Source organism: Streptomyces sp. NPDC004031, assembly GCF_053604375.1.
The window spans coordinates 57,078-74,045 of sequence record NZ_JBSGHL010000045.1 but is presented as its reverse complement, the minus strand read 5'-3'; the positions used below and the strand labels follow the sequence as shown (position 1 = coordinate 74,045).

The 16,968-nt window shown below is 74.0% G+C and carries 16 protein-coding genes; 8 read left to right on the top strand and 8 right to left on the bottom strand.

Annotation, left to right across the window (positions count from 1 at the left end; genetic code table 11):
* Positions 1 to 73 precede the first annotated feature (73 nt).
* Genes ACWERV_RS26015 through ACWERV_RS26005 form a run of 3 tightly spaced genes read left to right on the top strand, consistent with a single transcriptional unit; the run spans position 74 to position 1,226 of the window.
* Positions 74 to 289 carry a DUF397 domain-containing protein gene (locus ACWERV_RS26015; protein ID WP_452937308.1) on the top strand — a complete coding sequence of 72 codons (216 nt, stop codon included), beginning with the start codon at positions 74 to 76 and terminating at the stop codon, positions 287 to 289.
* Positions 290 to 330: 41 nt separating this feature from the next.
* Positions 331 to 723, top strand: a complete 393-nt coding sequence (locus tag ACWERV_RS26010; protein WP_452937294.1) for a hypothetical protein — start codon at positions 331 to 333, stop codon at positions 721 to 723.
* Positions 724 to 770: 47 nt separating this feature from the next.
* Complete coding sequence (locus ACWERV_RS26005; RefSeq protein ID WP_452937291.1) at positions 771 to 1,226, top strand: VOC family protein; 456 nt, start codon at positions 771 to 773, stop codon at positions 1,224 to 1,226.
* 267 nt (positions 1,227 to 1,493) lie between these two features.
* Here the strand turns inward: ACWERV_RS26005 and ACWERV_RS26000 are convergent, their stop codons facing one another.
* Together ACWERV_RS26000 and ACWERV_RS25995 are read right to left on the bottom strand one after the other, a co-directional pair.
* The gene (locus ACWERV_RS26000) at positions 1,494 to 2,375 is read right to left on the bottom strand and encodes an MBL fold metallo-hydrolase (protein WP_452937288.1); all 882 of its coding nucleotides are present in this window, start codon (positions 2,373 to 2,375) and stop codon (positions 1,494 to 1,496) included.
* A 154-nt stretch (positions 2,376 to 2,529) separates the two neighbouring features.
* Positions 2,530 to 2,973, bottom strand: coding sequence for a MarR family winged helix-turn-helix transcriptional regulator (locus ACWERV_RS25995; RefSeq protein WP_452937286.1), 444 nt, complete (start codon positions 2,971 to 2,973; stop codon positions 2,530 to 2,532).
* Positions 2,974 to 3,141: 168 nt separating this feature from the next.
* Between ACWERV_RS25995 and eno the strand changes: the two genes are divergently transcribed.
* From eno to ACWERV_RS25975, 4 genes are all read left to right on the top strand, one after another.
* A complete protein-coding gene (eno, locus tag ACWERV_RS25990) occupies positions 3,142 to 4,419 on the top strand; it encodes a phosphopyruvate hydratase (protein ID WP_452937282.1) in 1,278 nt (425 codons plus the stop codon).
* Between the two features lie 286 nt (positions 4,420 to 4,705).
* Entirely contained in the window at positions 4,706 to 6,061 is a 1,356-nt protein-coding gene (locus tag ACWERV_RS25985) for a hypothetical protein (protein WP_452937279.1), read from the top strand.
* Positions 6,062 to 6,188: 127 nt separating this feature from the next.
* Positions 6,189 to 7,304, top strand: coding sequence for a MerR family transcriptional regulator (locus ACWERV_RS25980; RefSeq protein ID WP_452937277.1), 1,116 nt, complete (start codon positions 6,189 to 6,191; stop codon positions 7,302 to 7,304).
* A gap of 111 nt (positions 7,305 to 7,415) precedes the next feature.
* Positions 7,416 to 9,584, top strand: a complete 2,169-nt coding sequence (locus tag ACWERV_RS25975) for a tetratricopeptide repeat protein (RefSeq protein ID WP_452937274.1) — start codon at positions 7,416 to 7,418, stop codon at positions 9,582 to 9,584.
* Between the two features lie 53 nt (positions 9,585 to 9,637).
* Here the strand turns inward: ACWERV_RS25975 and ACWERV_RS25970 are convergent, their stop codons facing one another.
* Positions 9,638 to 10,369 (bottom strand): DUF4232 domain-containing protein, encoded by a 732-nt coding sequence (locus ACWERV_RS25970; protein WP_452937271.1) that lies wholly within the window; start codon positions 10,367 to 10,369, stop codon positions 9,638 to 9,640.
* 185 nt (positions 10,370 to 10,554) lie between these two features.
* On the opposite strand from ACWERV_RS25970, the gene ACWERV_RS25965 reads away from it, so the two are divergent.
* Positions 10,555 to 11,955, top strand: coding sequence for a helix-turn-helix domain-containing protein (locus tag ACWERV_RS25965; RefSeq protein WP_452937269.1), 1,401 nt, complete (start codon positions 10,555 to 10,557; stop codon positions 11,953 to 11,955).
* 21 nt (positions 11,956 to 11,976) lie between these two features.
* Here the strand turns inward: ACWERV_RS25965 and ACWERV_RS25960 are convergent, their stop codons facing one another.
* The 5 genes from ACWERV_RS25960 to ACWERV_RS25940 are packed head-to-tail and all read right to left on the bottom strand — an operon-like array spanning position 11,977 to position 16,925.
* Entirely contained in the window at positions 11,977 to 12,990 is a 1,014-nt protein-coding gene (locus ACWERV_RS25960) for a hydroxyacid dehydrogenase (protein ID WP_452937267.1), read from the bottom strand.
* On the bottom strand, positions 12,974 to 14,050 hold the full coding sequence (locus tag ACWERV_RS25955; protein WP_452937264.1) for a dihydrodipicolinate synthase family protein: 1,077 nt from the start codon (positions 14,048 to 14,050) through the stop codon (positions 12,974 to 12,976). The genes ACWERV_RS25960 and ACWERV_RS25955 overlap by 17 nt, the downstream gene beginning before the upstream one ends.
* Positions 14,051 to 14,056: 6 nt before the next feature.
* A complete protein-coding gene (locus ACWERV_RS25950; RefSeq protein WP_452937261.1) occupies positions 14,057 to 15,133 on the bottom strand; it encodes an NAD-dependent epimerase/dehydratase family protein in 1,077 nt (358 codons plus the stop codon).
* 8 nt (positions 15,134 to 15,141) lie between these two features.
* A complete protein-coding gene (locus ACWERV_RS25945) occupies positions 15,142 to 15,999 on the bottom strand; it encodes a carbohydrate ABC transporter permease (RefSeq protein WP_452937258.1) in 858 nt (285 codons plus the stop codon).
* A gap of 2 nt (positions 16,000 to 16,001) precedes the next feature.
* Positions 16,002 to 16,925 carry a carbohydrate ABC transporter permease gene (locus ACWERV_RS25940; RefSeq protein ID WP_398178660.1) on the bottom strand — a complete coding sequence of 308 codons (924 nt, stop codon included), beginning with the start codon at positions 16,923 to 16,925 and terminating at the stop codon, positions 16,002 to 16,004.
* Positions 16,926 to 16,968 lie beyond the last annotated feature (43 nt).

Here is a 16,968-nt window from a genome sequence, read left to right as displayed (position 1 = left end):
CTTCGTCGCCGACGTCAAGGCGGGCCGCTTCGGGGCCTGAACCGTCCCTCCCGCGAAGGAGAGCACAACCGTGATGATCTCAACGCACCTCGTTGACGCGTCCGCCCTGCCGGGCTGGCGTAAGTCCAGCTACAGCGGCCCAGAGGGCGGCGAGTGCGTCGAGGTCGCGGACGGGATACCCGGCGTGGTCCCCATCCGGGACAGCAAGGACCCGCAGGGGCCGGCGTTGCTCTTCTCCGTCGAAGAATGGGCCTGCTTCGTGGCGTATGTGAAGGCGGGGCCCGCCTGAAGTCGGTCGAGGTCCGGGCCGGAGGGCCGTAGCGTACGGGCATGACGCACGAGAACCCTCCAGCCGCCCCCGACACGCTTCAGCAGCGGCTGCGAGCCGCGCTGCCCGCCGCCATGCGGGCCCGGGACAAGGCGACGCTGGCCCTGCTCCGTTCCACGCTCGCGGCGATCGAGAACGCCGAGGCCGTCGATCTGCCCGACGCGCCGCGCGGCAGCCTGGCGATCGAGCAGACACCCGTGGGCGCAGGTGCGGCGGAGGCCGCGCGGCGGGAGCTGACGGAGGCCGACGTCGAGGGCATCGTCCGGGCGGAACTGGCCGAGCGCGAGGCCGCGGCCGAGGCCTACGACCGCGCGGGTCAGGCCGCCCAGGCCGAGCAGTTGCGCGCCGGGGTCGCGGTCGTCTCCGCGTATCTCGCGGATCCGGACGGCCGCTGAACGTCCGAGGGTGATCGACTGTCAGACCTGCCTGGGATGCTCCGGGCATGGAGATGACAGTGCAGCTCACGATCGACTGTTCCGACCCGCGGCGGATGGTGGCGTTCTGGACCGAGGCTCTCGGCTACGTGCCCGAGCCGCCGCCGGACGGCCATGCCACCTGGCGCGCCTACTGGGAGTCCCTGGGGCTGCCCGCCGAAGAACTGCCGCCCGGCGCCGGGGACACGCCGGAGTCGATCGTCGACCCCGCCGGGCACGGGCCGCGCGTGTGGTTCCAGCACGTTCCGGAGCAGAAGACCGGCAAGAACCGGTGGCACTTCGACCTCAAGGTCGGCGGCGGCCGTGACGTCCCGCTCGATCTCCGCACGGAGCGCGTCAAGGCCACGGTGGACCGGCTCGTCGCCGCCGGTGCCACCGTGCTGAGGATCAAGGACGAGCCGGACACCGGCTTCTACGCCACCGCGATGCAGGACCCCGAGGGCAACGAATTCGACGTCGTCTGAGCCCCCTCCCACATCACCCCCACCGGCTGGCAGCCGCTGAACCGGCCTGGAGGGGGACGGTGCGGGGTGCCCCCGCAGGAATGCGCTTCCCAGTCCCTCACCAACTCGGTAGGAGGGCGAAGGCGCATTCCGAGGAGGTGCCCCGTGGCGGCCCCCGCCCCAACGGCGGCGCCGCGTAAGGGGCGCGGGGAACTGCGCGACAAGCCCCCACCGCAGGGAAGGTCGCGTTCGCGGGACACCGCAAGAGGCCCCCCGGAGCGCCCCGCCTCACGGCCAGACGATGAAGCGTCCCCCAGCCACCCGCCGGGGCTCCGGACCCGCCTCCGCCAGCACCGCCCGGATCTCCCGCAGATGCTCGACCGTCATCTCCAGCGGAGGCTCCTCCGGCTGGTACGTCGTACGGATCGGGTAGTCCACGCCCGGCTCGCGGGTCATCTCGATGTGGCACCCCAGCACGTGCGTGACCGGCCGCTGCCCGGCGAACTCGATCAGCCGGTCGATCGTCCGGACGAACGCGGACCAGTCCTGGACGTACAGCCGCCCCGGATACACCGTGTCGCCGGTCAGCAGGAACCCCGTCCACGGGTCGTAGTACGTGACCGCCGCCTCGTGGTGCCCGGGAGTGGCCAGGCACTCCAGCACGCGGCCCCCCAGATCGACCCGCGCCACCGCCGCCGGGTCCTGGTCGAACCCGAAGTAGCCCCACGCCGTGGCGAGGTCGGCCCCGACCACCCGCGTGCCGGGGCGCCCGGCGAACTGACCGTCCCCCGCGACGTGGTCGCCGTGCGCGTGCGTGTGCAGCACCAGCAGCTCGTAGCCGTCCCGTGGGTGCCGGGCGAGCCACTCGTCCACGAGCCGGTCGACGACCTCGCGCAGCGGGAAGAACTCGGCGGACGCCGTCGCCCCGGTGTCGATCAGCACCGCCCGCGCGTTCCCGAACAGCAGGAACAGGAACGGCGCCTCGTAGTGGATCGCCTTGTTCTGCCGCAGGACGACCGTGTGCTCGTCGTACGCGTGGACCTGGATGTCCGGGTCGGTGTTGTGCTTGGCCGACGGCGAGCCGTGGATCCAGCGGACGTCCAACGCGCCGGACCGGGGTACCGGATCGGTGAAGTCGACGAAGTCGACGGGATGCGTGCCTGCGGCCATGATGCCTCCTGAGCATGTCGTGCCGGCGGACAGGGCCCGGGTGCGGCCCGAGTGCGGCCCGGGTGCGGCCCGGGTGCGGCCCGGGTGCAGCCCGAGCGCGGCCCGGCTGTAGGCCGGGTGCGGCCATCTTGCCGCCCGCCCCGCGGGCCCCGCGTCAGGAGCCCCCCATCCCGCCCCGCCGCGCAGCCAACCGCTCCATCAGCCCCGCGCTCCGCGCGAGCACCGCCCGCTCCTCCTCCGACAGCTCGGACTCGATCGCGAGGGCCAGCCACCCGGCCCGGCGGCCGCGCTCGGCCTCCAGCGCGGAGCGCCCCGCCTCCGACAGCTCCACGAGCGACTTGCGCCCGTCCGTGGGGTGGGCGCGGCGCGTGACGAGGCCCTGGTCGAGGAGGAGGCCCACCGCGCGGGCCATCGATTGCGGCCGTACCCGCTGATCGGCCGCGAGGTCGCTCGTGGTCATCGCACCGTCGCGGTCGAGGGCGCCGAGCACGGCGATCTGGCCGAGCGGAATGACGTCCTCGCCCTTCACCCGCCGGGTGAGTTTGCCCATCGCGGTACGCAGTTCGGCCGCGACGGTGGCGGCTTCCGGGGTCGGCATAGGGCACTTTAACCCGTAACGCAACTATGCAGCCGAGCTGCGCAGCAACGCTGAACAGCGGAACTGAACAGCATTACTGCACAGCAATGCTGTAGAGTTTCAGGTGTCGGGCCGAGCGCCAGCGCCGTCGCAGCCGGGCCCGGCAGGCGACGAAGGGAAGGACCTCCCATGCCCGCATCCACCAGCATCAGCAGCCTCACCGCCCGCGCCGTCCTCGACAGCCGCGGCAACCCGACCGTCGAGGTCGACCTCGTCCTCGCCGACGGGTCGCTCGGCCGCGCCGCCGTCCCCTCCGGCGCCTCCACCGGGGCCCGCGAGGCGGTGGAACTGCGCGACGGCGACCCGGAGCGCTGGCACGGCAAGGGCGTGGACCGGGCCGTGGCCCATGTGAAGGGCGAGATCGCCGACGCCGTGACCGGGCGCGACGCCCGCGACCAGGCGGGCCTGGACGCCGCGCTCGTCGCGCTCGACGGCACGCCCGCGAAGGCGCGGCTCGGCGCGAACGCGCTGCTCGGCGTCTCGCTCGCGGCGGCCAAGGCCGCCGCGGCCTCGCACCGGCAGCCGCTCTACCGCTACCTGGGAGGGGCCGACGCCCGTGTCCTCCCGGTGCCGATGATGAACATCGTCAACGGCGGCGCCCACGCCGACAACCCGCTGGACTTCCAGGAGTTCATGATCGCCCCGGTCGGCGCCCGCACCTTCGCCGAGGCCGTGCGGATGGGCTCCGAGGTCTTCCACACCCTGCGCCGCGACCTGCTGGCCGCGGGCCACTCCACGGGAGTCGGCGACGAGGGCGGCTTCGCGCCCGCGCTGCGTACGGCCGAGGAGGCGCTCGACTTCGTCATGGCCGCGATCGAGCGGACCGGCTACCGGCCGGGCACGGACATCGGCCTCGTCATGGACCCGGCGTCCTCGGAGTTCTACCGGGACGGCGTGTACGCGTACACGGGGGAGGGCGTGCGGCGGACGTCCGCCGAGCAGGTCGACTACCTCGCCGGCCTCATCGACGCGTACCCGGTCGTCTCCGTCGAGGACCCGATGGCCGAGGACGACCACGAGGGCTGGCGCGAGCTGACCGCCCGGGTCGGCGCCCGCTGCCAGCTCACCGGGGACGACGTCTTCTGCACCGACGAGGCGCTGGTGCGCGAGGGCATCCGCACCGGGGTGGGCAACGCCGTCCTGGTCAAGGTCAACCAGATCGGCACGCTGACCGAGGCGCTCGGCACGGTGGCGGCCGCCCGCCGCGCCGGGTGGAACGTGGTGATGTCCCACCGCTCCGGCGAGACGGAGGACACGACGATCGCGGACCTGGCCGTCGCCACGGGCTGCGGCCAGATCAAGACCGGCTCCCTGTCCCGCTCCGACCGCACGGCCAAGTACAACCAGCTCATCCGGATCGAGGAGGAGCTGGGCGACTCCGCGGTCTACGGCCACCCGGCGCCCTGACCCGCCCGCCGCACCACCCCCCACCGCGCCCGGCGGGGGAGCGCGCGGCGGGCGACGGCCCGTACGCCCGGCCGTGGTCCGGCACTCCCCGACCGGGTGGCGCGGCCACCGGGAACTGCCCCGGCGCACAGCCGCTGAGCTGCGAGAAAACGCTGCTGCGGGCAGATGAGGCGGCTCGTAGTATGCACCAGGGCCCGCAGGCCGGTGCGCGTCCGCGCACCGCGGCGGGCACGCATGGGGAGGGAAATCTATGAGGATGTCATGGCGCGCACGAGCGCGCGCAGGAGTGGCGACAGCGGGTGCCTTCGGGCTGGCCCTGCTCGTGGCGCCGCAGGCGGTGGCGACCGGCGGGACGCCGACCACGCCCACCGAGCTCTTCAACAACTACCGTGCCTGCGCGGCCGATGCGGCCGCGCCCACCTACGTCTCCGGGAGCGGGGGCGTCGTACTGGAGGGCATCCCCGCGCTCACCGGCGACGAGGGCATGCCGACGATGACGGGCACCGAGCAGTTCCAGTTCTGGCCGGTCGCCGATCCGGCTCAGATCACCGGCCTGACCCTTGAGTTCGCAAGCCTCGGCTACGAGGGGAAGGTCACCGTGCCGGAGTCCGCCCTGACCGACGGTCAGGTCTACGCCTGGCAGGCGCAGACCGTGGTGGGGGCAGACAGCTCCGACTGGTCCGCGCCGTGCTACTTCGTCGCCGACAGCACCAGGCCGCCCACGGCGGCCGTCACCTCCGCGAACTACCCGCAGGACCAGATCTCCGAGGGGGGCGACCCGGTCCGGTTCACCTTCGACGCCAACGGAGCGGACGACGTCGAGGGCTTCGAGTTCGCCTGGCAGGATCCGCTTCCCGTCAGCGTCACGGGCTTCGGTGAGTACGGGGTTCCGCAGCCGCGGGATCCGTACGCGGACAGCAGGTACTACGTGCGCGCCGACCACCTCGGCGGCTCCGCGACGGTGGACCTGATCCCGCCGCCCGGTTTCGGTCCGAAGACGCTCCACGTGGTGAGCCTGGACCGGACCGGCACCACGTCGTTCCGCGAGGCCACCTACAGCTTCGTCCTCGAATCGGCGTTCCCGACGGTGACACCGCCGGCCGATCCGTCCTTCGACGAGCCCGCCACCTTCCGGCTCGCGCCCAGCCCTGCGCTCCAGGCCAAGAGTCCGACCGTGAGCTACACCGTGTGGACCCTGGGCGGCCTGCACGACCGGACGGTAGAGGTGCCGGCGGACAGGAACGGCAACGCCAGGGTCACGCTCACGCTGGACGGCGCCAACGGCGAGGACGTGTACGTGACCAGCACGAGCGCCAACGGGTGGGTCAGCGACGAAGGCGGCTGGAGCAGCAGCTTCGACACCGAGACCGGCGTCACCTCGGACGTCTACGCCGAGAACGCGTCGGGCGGTGGCGTCGGCGTCCCGGGGACCTTCACCTTCACCCCGAAGGTTCCGCACGTGGTGAGCTACACGTACTCCTTCAACTGGGGCGACCCCGTCACGGTCAAGGCCGGCCTCGGGCACGCCGCCCACGTCACCTGGACCCCCGAGGAGAGCGGCTTCGTCTCGCTGACCGTCGACGCCACCCTCGCGGACGGCACACCGCTCGCCACGAGGTACTACTACTTCACGGTGAACTGACACCCGCGGACGTACCCCCGGGGCGGCCCGCGGCGCGAGGAGCGCCGCGGGCCGCCCCGCCGTCCGTCCGGTCCTTCCCGGAAGGGCGCTTGACCCTCACGTGGCGTCATGCCGCATCGTCGGGGGCGTGGAAGAACACCTGACCGTGGGGCGCGTCGCGGAGCTGGCCGGAGTCAGTGTGCGCACGCTGCACCACTACGACGAGATCGGGCTCGTCCGGCCGTCCGCGCGGACCGCCGCGGGCTACCGGGCCTACGCCGCCCGGGACGTGGAGCGGCTGCGCGAGGTGCTCGGCTACCGGCGGCTCGGGTTCGGGCTGCGGGAGATCGCCGACCTCGTCGACGACCCGGGCACCGACGCCGTCGCGCACCTGCACCGGCTGCGTGGGCTGCTGCTGGAGCAGCGCGACCGCGCCGCCGCCACGGTCAGGGCCATCGACCGGGAACTGGAGGCACGTGCCATGGGGATCACGACCACACCGGAGCAGCAGCTCAAAGCGTTCGGCGCGCAGTTGTACGAGCGGATCGGCTCCGACTACCCGGCGACGCGGCGCACCGAGCCGCGTATCGCCGAGCAGATCTGGGCGGCGCTCGGGGACGCCCGCACCGTGCTGAACGTCGGCGCGGGCAGCGGCTCGTACGAACCGGCCGACCGCAAGGTCACCGCCGTGGAGCCGTCCGCGGTGATGCGGGCGCAGCGGCCCGCGGACGCGGCGCCCTGCGTGGCGGCTTCGGCGGAGAGCCTGCCGTTCGAGGACGGGTCCTTCGACGCGGCGATGGCGGTCAGCACCGTCCACCATTGGCGGGACGCGCTGGCCGGGCTGCGCGAGATGCGGCGCGTCGCCCGCCGCGTCGTGGTCCTCACGTACGACGCGAGCAGCCCCGGCTGGCACGACCGCTTCTGGCTCTCCCGCGACTACCTGCCGGAGTTCGCCGACATCCTGGTCCACTGGCCGTCCTTCTCCGAGCTGACCGCGGCGACCGGCGGCCACGCAGAACCCGTCCTCGTCCCCTGGGACTGCGCCGACGGCTTCTTCGAGGCCTACTGGCGCCGCCCCGAGGCCTACCTGGAGGAGCCCGTGCGCCGTGCCGTCTCGGTCTGGGCCAGGGTCGGCCCCGAGGCGGAGCGGCGCGCGGTCGACGCCCTGCGCGACGACCTCGCGTCGGGCCGCTGGGCCGAGCGCAATCGCGACCTCGCGACCCTGGAGGCGGCCGAACTGGGCCTGCGGCTGCTCGTCGCCTGAGCCCCGCCGCGCGCCCGCGGGCCACCGGCACAAATGCCGCAACCGGCACCGGTACGGGAGGCGTCCGCGCTAGTGTCGCCGTGCTGGGGCGGCGGCGCCGGAGGGGGTGCGGTGGACGAGGTGAGCGCGGTGGACGGCGGCGTGGCCGTCGGCGGCGACGCACGGATGAACGCCCCGGGCGGCATGGCCGTGGGCAGTGTCAAGGGTGACGTGTACATCCACCCGACCCCGGCCGGGCAGGCACCGGGGCCGGTCGTGGCCCTGCCGCCGGCCCCGCCCGTCTTCGTCGGCCGTGAAGCCGAGGCCGACCACGTCCTCGCCATCCTGCGGCCGGACGACGGCGGGACGGCCTCCGTCGTCGTCAGCGCGGTCGCCGGGCTCGGCGGCATCGGCAAGACCGCGCTCGCCCTGCACGCCGCCCACCACGCGGTGCGACGGGAGTGGTTCACCGACGTCGTCCTCGTCGACCTGCGCGGCTACGACCCCGACCCGCTCACCGCCCACCAGGCGCTCGACGTCGTCCTGCGCACCCTGCGCGTCGCCGCCGACGACATCCCCTCCGCGCCGGACGAGCGCGCCGCGCGGTACGGCTCCGTGCTCAGCTCGCTGGGGCGGGAGGGGCGGCGAGTGCTGGTCGTGGCCGACAACGCGTCCTCCTCCGACCAGATCCGCCCGCTGCTCCCCGCCGGGGACCGGCACCGGCTGCTGGTGACCTCCCGCCACACCCACCCCGACCTCGGCGCCCGGCTCATCGACCTGGACACCCTCGCCCCCGGGGCGGGCGTCGACCTCCTCCGGGCCACGCTGGAGGCCGCCCGCCCCGGCGACACCCGCACCCACGACACCCCCGAGGCCGCCCTGGAGCTGGCCACGTGGTGCGGCGGGCTCCCGCTGGCGCTGCGGATCAACGCCGCCGCCCTCGTACTGGACCCGGAGCAGACCCTCCCCGAACTGCTGGACGAGCTGCGGGCCCACAGCTCCCGTATCGACGCGGTCGACGCGTACACCGGACTGACCGGCACACAGCGCGCCCTGCGCGCGACGTTCGACCTCTCCCACCAGCACCTTCCCGCCGGGCACCGGCAACTGCTCCACCTGCTGGCGATCGCCCCCGGCTCCGACATCGGCCTGCCCGCCGCCACCGCGCTGGCCGGCCGTCCGGCACCCGAGGTCCGCGCGGCCCTGCGCGAGCTGACCCGCGCCCACCTGCTGACCCACCGGTCCGGCCCGGCGGGCAGCCGCTGGTCGATGCACGACCTGACGCGCGATCACAACACCCCTGCCGCTCCGGGCGAGGACGGGGCCGACGACGAGGCGGTCACGCGGCTGCTCGACCACTACCGCGGCTGCGCCCAGGACGCGGACACCCACCTGCGGGCCCTGCCCGGCGAGAGCGTCCCGGACACCTTCACCGGCCGTCCCGACGCCGTCGCCTGGTTCGACGCCGAGCAGGACAACCTGCTGGCCGCCTGCCGCACCCACCGCACGTTCGCCACCGCGATCCTCAGCGCCTACCTGGGGGACTACCTCGACCTGCGGCGGCGCTTCGACGAGGCGGTGGAGGTGCACACCCGGGCGGTCGCCTTCTTCCGGGACACCGGGGACCGCCACCGGGAAGGCATCAGCCTGGGCAACCTCGGGGGATCCCTGTGGGACGTGGGGCGTTTCGGCGAGGCGATCGAGGCGCACACCGAGCATCTCGCGATCTGCCGGGAGCGCGAGGACCGGCGCGGCGAGGGCGTCGCCCTGAACAACCTGGGGCTGGTGCTGCGGGACATGGGGCGTGTGGAGGAGGCGGTGGAGGCGCACACGGCGGACCTGGAGATCTGCCGGGAGACCGGGGACCGGCGCGGTGAGAGCAAGGCGCTGAACAACCTGGGCCTCGCCCTCCAGGAGCTCGGGCGCAGCGACGACGCCCTCGCCATGTTCACCACGGCGGTGGAGATCTGCCGGGAGACCCGTGACCGGGCCATCGAGGGGTCCGTCATGAACAACCTGGGCATCACGCTGCGGGAGATGGGGCGTGCCGAGGAGGCGGTCGCGGCCCACAGGACGGACCTGGAGATCTGCCAGGAGCTCGGCGACCGGCACGGTGAGGGCGTGGCGCTGAACAACCTGTGCTTCGCCCTCCAGGAGCTGGGACGTCTCGACGACGCGGCCGCCGCCTGCGCGCAGGCCGTCGAGATCTACCGGGAGACGCGCGACGCGCGGCGGGCGGAGCAGGCCCGCACCACGCTGGCCCTCCTCCGGGAGGCCCAGGAGGAGACCGCGCGGCAGTGACGCGGGAAGGCGGTCCGGACCCTGCGGGCGTCCGGACCGTCGCGGCCCGCGCGTCACCAGTTCAGGGCGTCGTCCATCGACTGCTGCCAGTACGTGGTCTTCAGCGTGCTGTCGATGTAGAGGCCCTTGGCGGGCAGCGGCGGGTGGGCGGCGGTGCCGACGCTCTCGTTGCCGGAGCGGCCGGAGAAGTGGACCGCCAGGGTCTTCGCGGTGTAGCCGTACTCGCCGCTGCCGTCCGCGGCGGACAGCGTCACCGAGGCGAAGCCGGACTCGCCGGGGAAGAGGGTCACCACGGCCTGCGGGTGGGAGGCCTCGACGGGCGGGGGCACCGACTGGGCGCCGGTGAACTGGAGCGCCGGGTAGCCGTAGAGGTAACAGGTCGCGCTGCCCGTGTTGGTGACGGTGAGCAGCATGTGGTTCACCGGGCGGTTCAGCGGTGCCGCGACGGTCTTGGTGTTGGAGCCCTCGCACGTGACCGGCTTGCGGGAGGACGCCGGCGCCTTGGTGGCGGTGTGCCGCGGCGTCGCCTTCGGGCTGCCCGAGCCCTGGTGCCCGGAGCTGGAGGACGGCGCGGGGGCCGCCGTGGAGGGCGACGTGGACGGGTCGGGGGCGGAGGTGGTCGCGCCGGGCGCCGTGGTGCCCGCGGTACTCGCGGTGCTCGTCCCGGACTTCTCGGCGCGGGGGCCCGTGCCGTCGTCGCCGCACGCGGTCAGGCAGAGCGCGGCGAGCGCGACACCCGCGGCCGCGGCGGCGAGTCGGACGGAGGAGGGGCGGATGCCGGACATGCTGCGTACCTCTTTCGCTGGGGACACCGGTGGGGTGCTTGGATGGCAGGAGCTTGTTCGGTGATCCGTCCCAACTGCCATGCCAGCCGGGCGGTTGGGGATACTGGAACGGCGAAACAGGCTCTGACCAGGGCACATCCGGTGACCCTGGAACGCCGGAACGGGACGCAGGGAGACGCTGCCGGATGGACGAGCACGGGGCCGGGGCGGCGGAAGCCGGACCGGCCGAGCGGTTCGCGACGCTGCTGAGGGAGCTCAAGGACCGCGCGGGGCTGAGTTACGGGACGCTCGCGGGGCGGCTGCACATGAGCACCTCGACCCTGCACCGCTACTGCAACGGCACCGCCTTCCCGAACGACTACGCGCCGGTGGAGCGGCTCGCGCGGGTGTGCAAGGCGTCGCCCCAGGAGCTGGTGGAGCTGCACCGCCGCTGGGTCCTGGCGGACGCGGCCCGTGCGGCGGCGGCCCAGGAACGGCGCAGAGGCCTCGCGTCCGGCGGATCCGAGACGGCGGCGCGCGTGGCCGAGGCGTCCGGTGCGTCCGGTGCTGCCGACACGCCGGACGCGGCCGCCGCACCGGACGAGACCGCCGCGCCGGACGCGCCCGACGCCCCGGACGACCGCGACGCCCCCGACGACCGCGACGCCCCCGACGAGCAGGTCGTCGTCAGCACACCGGGCGGCCCCGCCCCACGGCGGCGGCGTTCGGTGCTGGCCGCCTCCGCCGCCGCGGCCGTGCTCGTGGGCGTCGTGCTCGCGGTGCACCCGCCGTGGGCCGGTGGCGACGGCGGGGACGCGGGGCGGAAGGCGGCCGACGCGGGCAAGGGCAAGGCGGTCGCCGCCTCCGCGTCGCAGGGGTCCACCACCCCGGGCACCCCGGCCGCGCCGACCGACAGCGCGAGCGCGTCCGGCCCCTCGCACACCACCGGGGCCGTCACGCCGAGCGGCCCCGCCCCGACGACGTCCGGTGCTCCGGACGCGGGCGGCACCGCCGTGCCGATCACCGTCCGCACCCGCCCGTACGTCTACGACAACCCGTGCAGCCAGCACTTCCTGGTCGACAGCGAGCCCGCGCAGATGGGCCCGCCCGCGAACGAGGAGAACGCGCCGCGCTGGGCCGCCTCCTACGGCGCGGTGTCCTCCGGCGAGCAGCGGGTCGCCCTCACCGTCCAGGGCGCCGGTGCGCAGACGGTGGTGCTGGAGGCGCTGCACGTGCGCATCGAGTCCCGGGACGCGCCGCTCGCCTGGAACGACTACGCGATGGGCGTCGGCTGCGGAGGCGGCGTCGAGACCAAGTCCTTCGACGTCGACCTGGACGGCGGCAGCCCCACCGCCAAGCCCAGGAACGGGCAGCGCGCCTTCCCCTACAGCGTCAGCGAGTCCGACCCCGAGGTCTTCTACGTCACCGCCCACACCGGGTCGCACGACGTCCGCTGGGACCTCACCCTCGACTGGTCGAGCGGCGGCCGGCACGGCACCGTACGGATCGACGACGACGGCACCCCCTTCCGTACCAGCGCCGACGCCGGCCGCCCCGGCTACGACTACCCGCTGGGCGGCAGTGACTGGATCCCGCGTACGGACTGACCGCCGCGCCCGGAGCGGGCCCTACTCCACCCGCTCCAGCGCCTCCGGCCCCACCGCGTGCAGCAGCGGCTCGCCGCCGAGGAACCGGGCGATCTCGGCCACCGTGCTGTCGCCCAGCGCCCGGCGGCCCTCCACCGTGGCCGCCGCCTGGTGCGGGGTCAGCAGCACGTTGGGCAGGGACCGGAAGGGGTGGTCCGGCGGGAGCGGCTCGGCGTCGAAGACGTCGAGGGCCGCGTCGAGGCGGCCGGTGCGCAGCTGCGCCAGCAGCGCGGACTCGTCGACCAGCCACGAGCGGGCGGTGTTGACCAGGCCCGATCCGTCCGGCATCAGGGCGAGTTCGCGGGCCCCGAGCATGTGCCGGGTCGCGGGGAGCGCGGGGGCGTGCACGGCGACGACACGGCTGCCCGCGAGCAGGTCGTCCAGGCCGGTGGCGCGCACCCCGAGGGCGTCGGCGTCCTCCGCCGTCAGATACGGGTCGTACACGCTCACCTCGGCGCCGAGCGCGCGGGCCAGCGCGATGTAGGCGCGGCCCGTGCGGGAGGCGCCGACGACGCCGACCGGGCAGCCGCGGATCTCGTGCCGGGCGGGCGCGGCCGAGGCCTCCTCCCAGGGCAGTCCCGCGCGCAGGGCGTGGTCGAAGCGGTGGACGCGGTGCAGCAGCGCCAGGGTGAAGGTGAGCGCGACCTCGGCGACCGGGCCCGCCATCGCCGCCCCCGCCTGGGTGACGCGCACCCCGCGGTCGAGGACGGCGGCGGTCACGTACGGGCTGACGGCCCCTCCGGTGTGGGCCACCAGCCGCAGCCGGGGCGCCCGTTCGAGCAGAGCGGCGTCCAGCCGGGCGGTGCCCCACGCGGTCACCAGGACCTCGGCGTCGCCGAGCGCGGCGGCCAGCGCCGCCGGGTCGCCGTGCGCCTCGACCACGGTGACGTCGGTGAGCAGCTCCAGCCGCCGCCACGCGGCGGGCGCGAAGAACTGCTCGCGCAGCCGGGCGGGCACGGCGACGACCGCGCGGGGGGCCTCAGCGGAGCCAGTCATCGCGGTGCTCCGCCACGAAGGCGTCGTCGGTCAGCCACGGGTACGCGGCCGCGATCGACGCGATCTCCTCCGCCTGTCGCGGGGAGAGCCGCTCGTTCGGGTCCAGGCACCAGGTGCCCTCCAGCAGGCCCTGGCGGCGCAGCACCTCGTGGACGCCGGGGATGCAGCCGCGGAAGGCGTTGCGCACGTCGAAGACCGCGGCGTTGGCCTGGCTGAGCTGGGGCGCGCGGCGCAGCAGGTCGGTCATGAGGGCGTGGTCGCCCGCGCGGGCCGCCCGTACCTCCTCCAGCAGCGCGACCGCGCCCCTGGTCCACACCGCCCACTGGCCGAGCAGCCCGCCGGCGAACCACTTCAGGGCGCCGTCCGGGGTGCGGTACGGGGTGAGCAGGTCGTTGAGGATCGCGTCGTCGTTGCCGGTGTAGAGCGCGACCTCGTCGGCCCGGTCGCTCGCGCCGACCGCGGCGATGACCTCGGCGGTGCGGTAGCGGTCGAAGGGCGCGGTCTTGATCGCCACCACCGCGGGCAGTTCGGCGAAGGCCCGCCAGAAGGCGGGGGAGAGGTAGCGGCCGCCCACCGCGTCCTGGAGGTAGAAGCCGATGACGGGCAGCACCTCGCCGACCGCGCGGGCCCGCTCCAGCAGCCCGGTCTCGTCGGCGCCGGGCACGGCGGGGCTCAGCAGCACGGCGTCGTAGCCGAGTTCGGCGGCGAGCGAGGCCTCGGCGACGGCCTGCGCGGTGTAGCCGCAGGCGCCCGCGACCTTCACGACCGGGCGTCCGGCCTCCTTGTCGGCGGTCTCGGCGGCCAGCGCGAGGACCGGGCGGAGCAGGTCCACCCCGGCGTCCCGGATGGCGAACTGCGTGGTGTGCACGCCGACCGCGATGCCGCCGGCGCCGGAGGCCAGGTAGTAGCGGGTCAGGGCGCGCTGCCGCCGCTCGTCGAGGCGGCGTTCGGCGTCCAGCGCGAGGGGGTGGGCGGGGATGACCGTACCGGCGGCGAGCAGCGCCAGCGGGTCGGCGGCCGCGGCGGCGGCGGTGGGGGCGGCGGGTGTGGGGAGGGACACGGTGGGTCAGAACCTTCCGTCGCGGGTCTGGAACTTGGTCGGTCGGCCGGACAGCGGCAGCCCGCGGCGCAGCCACTCCGCCTGCCAGCCGACGAGGGTGCGCAAGGACACCGGCGGGTAGCCGAACAGCGCGTGGCAGTGGCTCGCGTCGGACAGCAGCGCGGTGCCGGACTCGGCGCCGGTCGTCACCGCGCCCTGCGGCTGCGCGCCGAACTCGGCGGCGAACAGCCCGGCCAGCCGCCGCACCGACGCCGTCTCGGGCCCGGTGAGGTTGACGGTGAAGACGTCCTCGTGGGCGTGCAGCAGCGCGCGCAGCGCGACCTCGTTGGCGTAGCCCTGCCACACGACGTTGACGTGGCCGGTCGTCACGTCGACCGGCTCGCCCGCCCGGACGGTCGCGGCGATGTCGGCGAGCACGCCGTAGCGCAGGTCCACCGCGTAGTTCAGCCGCAGCAGCGCGACGCGGGTGTCGTGGACGGCGGCGTGGTAGCCGAAGACGCGCTCGCGGCCCAGGCACGACATGGCGTACTCGCCGACCGGGCCCACCGGGTCGGTCTCGGCGGAACCGGCCGAGGCGGTGTCGACCAGCGGGTAGACGTTGCCGGTGGAGAAGGCGGCGATCCGGGCGTCCCGGTAGCGGCGGGCGATCCGGTCCGGCAGCGCGGCGTTGACGGCCCAGGCGTGCGCCGGGTTGCCCGCGGAGCCGAACTTGGCGCCGACCATGAAGACGACGTTGCCGGCCTCGGGCAGCGCGGCCGGGTCCCCGTCGAGCAGGTCGGCGGTGACCGGGACGACCCCGTCGGCGGCGAGCGCGTCGGCGGCCGCGCGGTCCGACCAGCGCGACACCGCGTGCACGGCGAGGTCGGTGCGGCCCGCGGCGTCCAGCGCGCGGCGGGCGAGCCGGGCCAGGCTCGGGCCCATCTTGCCGCCCGCGCCGAGGATCACCAGGTCGCCGTCCAGCCGGGCGGCGTCGGAGATTAGGGCGGGCGAGGGCTTCGCGAGCAGCTCCTCCAGCTCCCGCTCGCTCGACGGGAAGTCGACGGCGGGGCCGGTCAGCGGCGGCGGGGTGTGGGTGTGGGTCATGTGCGGGGTCATCCTTTGACGGCCGAGCCGGTGACGCCCTCGGTGAAGTAGCGCTGGCCCGCGAGGTAGGCGGCGAAGATGGGGACGAAGGCGATCACCGATCCGGCGAGCACCTGGCTGAGCGGCACCTGCTGCTGCTGGAGCGAGGCGATACCGACGGTGAGGGTGCGCATGTCGCTGCTCTGGCCCATGATCAGCGGCCACAGGAAGTCGTTCCAGTGCCACAGGAAGACGAACGTGCCGAGCGTGGCGAGGATCGGCTTGAGCAGCGGCAGCACCAGGCTGACGAAGATCCGCAGCTCGCCGCAGCCGTCCAGCCGGGCCGCCTCGAACATCTCGTCGGGCAGGTCGCGGATGAACTGCCGCATGAGGAAGACCGCCTGGGCGTTGGCGAGGGTGGGGACGATCAGGCCCCAGTAGGTGTCCACGCCGCCGAGCTTCGCCATCATGATGAAGGTCGGGATCATCGTGACGTGGTACGGCACCATGACCATCGACAGGAACGACCAGAACATCGCCTCCCGCCCGCGGAAGCGCTTCTTGGCGAACGCGTACCCGGCCAGCGACGCCAGGGCCAGCACGCCGACCACCGACACCACCGAGTAGACCAGGGTGTTGAGCAGCCAGCGCGGCACGTCCTGGGCGTCCAGCACCGCGCTGTAGGAGGAGCCGCTCAGATGCCACGGCAGCAGGCTGCCGGGCAGCTCCACCGCGGCGCCGGGCTTCAGCGACAGCACGATCATCGCGTAGAACGGGAAGACCGTCGCGAGCGAGGCCACGGTCAGCAGCACCGCGCGCACCGCGAGCCCGGTCCTGCCGGGCCGCAGCGCCCGGGGCACGATGTCCTGGAACTTGTCCCGGGCCATGGTCACTTCTCCTTTCCGAGCACCATGCGCTGCACGAGCGCCACGACCACGGTCATGACGAACAGCACGCAGCCGAGCGCGCTCGCGTAGCCGAGGTCGGAGTACTTGAAGCCCGCGTCGTAGAGCTGGTAGACGAGGCTGTAGCTGGCGTTGGCGGGCCCGCCGCCGGTCATCACGTAGACGGCGTCGAAGATCTGGAAGCTGTTGGTCGTCTCGATCACCGCGAGGAAGAAGAACGCCGGCTTCAGCTGCGGGGCCACGATGTAGCGGAAGCGCTGGAAGGGCCCGGCGCCGTCCATGAGGGCGGCCTCCTCCAGCTCGCGCGGCACGTCCTGGAGCCGCGCGAGCAGGATGAGCATGCCGTAGCCGCAGCGCGACCAGATGCCGACCAGGGCCAGGGCCGGCAGGACGAGCGCGGAGTCGGTGAGCCAGGACTGCTCGGGCAGCCCGAGCAGTCCCATCAGTCCCGACCAGGGGCCCTTGGTGGAGAAGATCCAGATGAAGACGGTGGACGCCAGGATCAGGCTGGTGACCACCGGCAGGAAGAAGATGGACCGGAAGAGCTTGGAGCCGCGGAACGCGCGCCGGGTGAGCAGCGCGAGTCCCAGCGACGCGGCGATCGTGAAGGGCACGGCGATGACGCTGTAGACGACCGTCACCTTCATCGACGACCAGAACAGCGGGTCGTGCATCATCCGCTGGAAGTTGTCCAGGCCGGTGAAGTGGGTGCTGTCGCCGATCGTGTAGTCGGTGAAGCCCAGCACGAGCCCGGCCAGGCCGGGCCCGAACCGGAAGGCCAGGAAGAGCAGGAAGCACGGCAGCACGAACAGCAGCCCGACACGGGCCTCCCGGCGGGCGTGCGGCCCGCGCCGGACGGGCTCCGGCGTGCTGCGGGGGCGGGAACGGGACTCCGCGACTGCGGCCACGGGACCTCCTTCGGGAAGACGGGAGTGCGGGATGCCGGGGTGC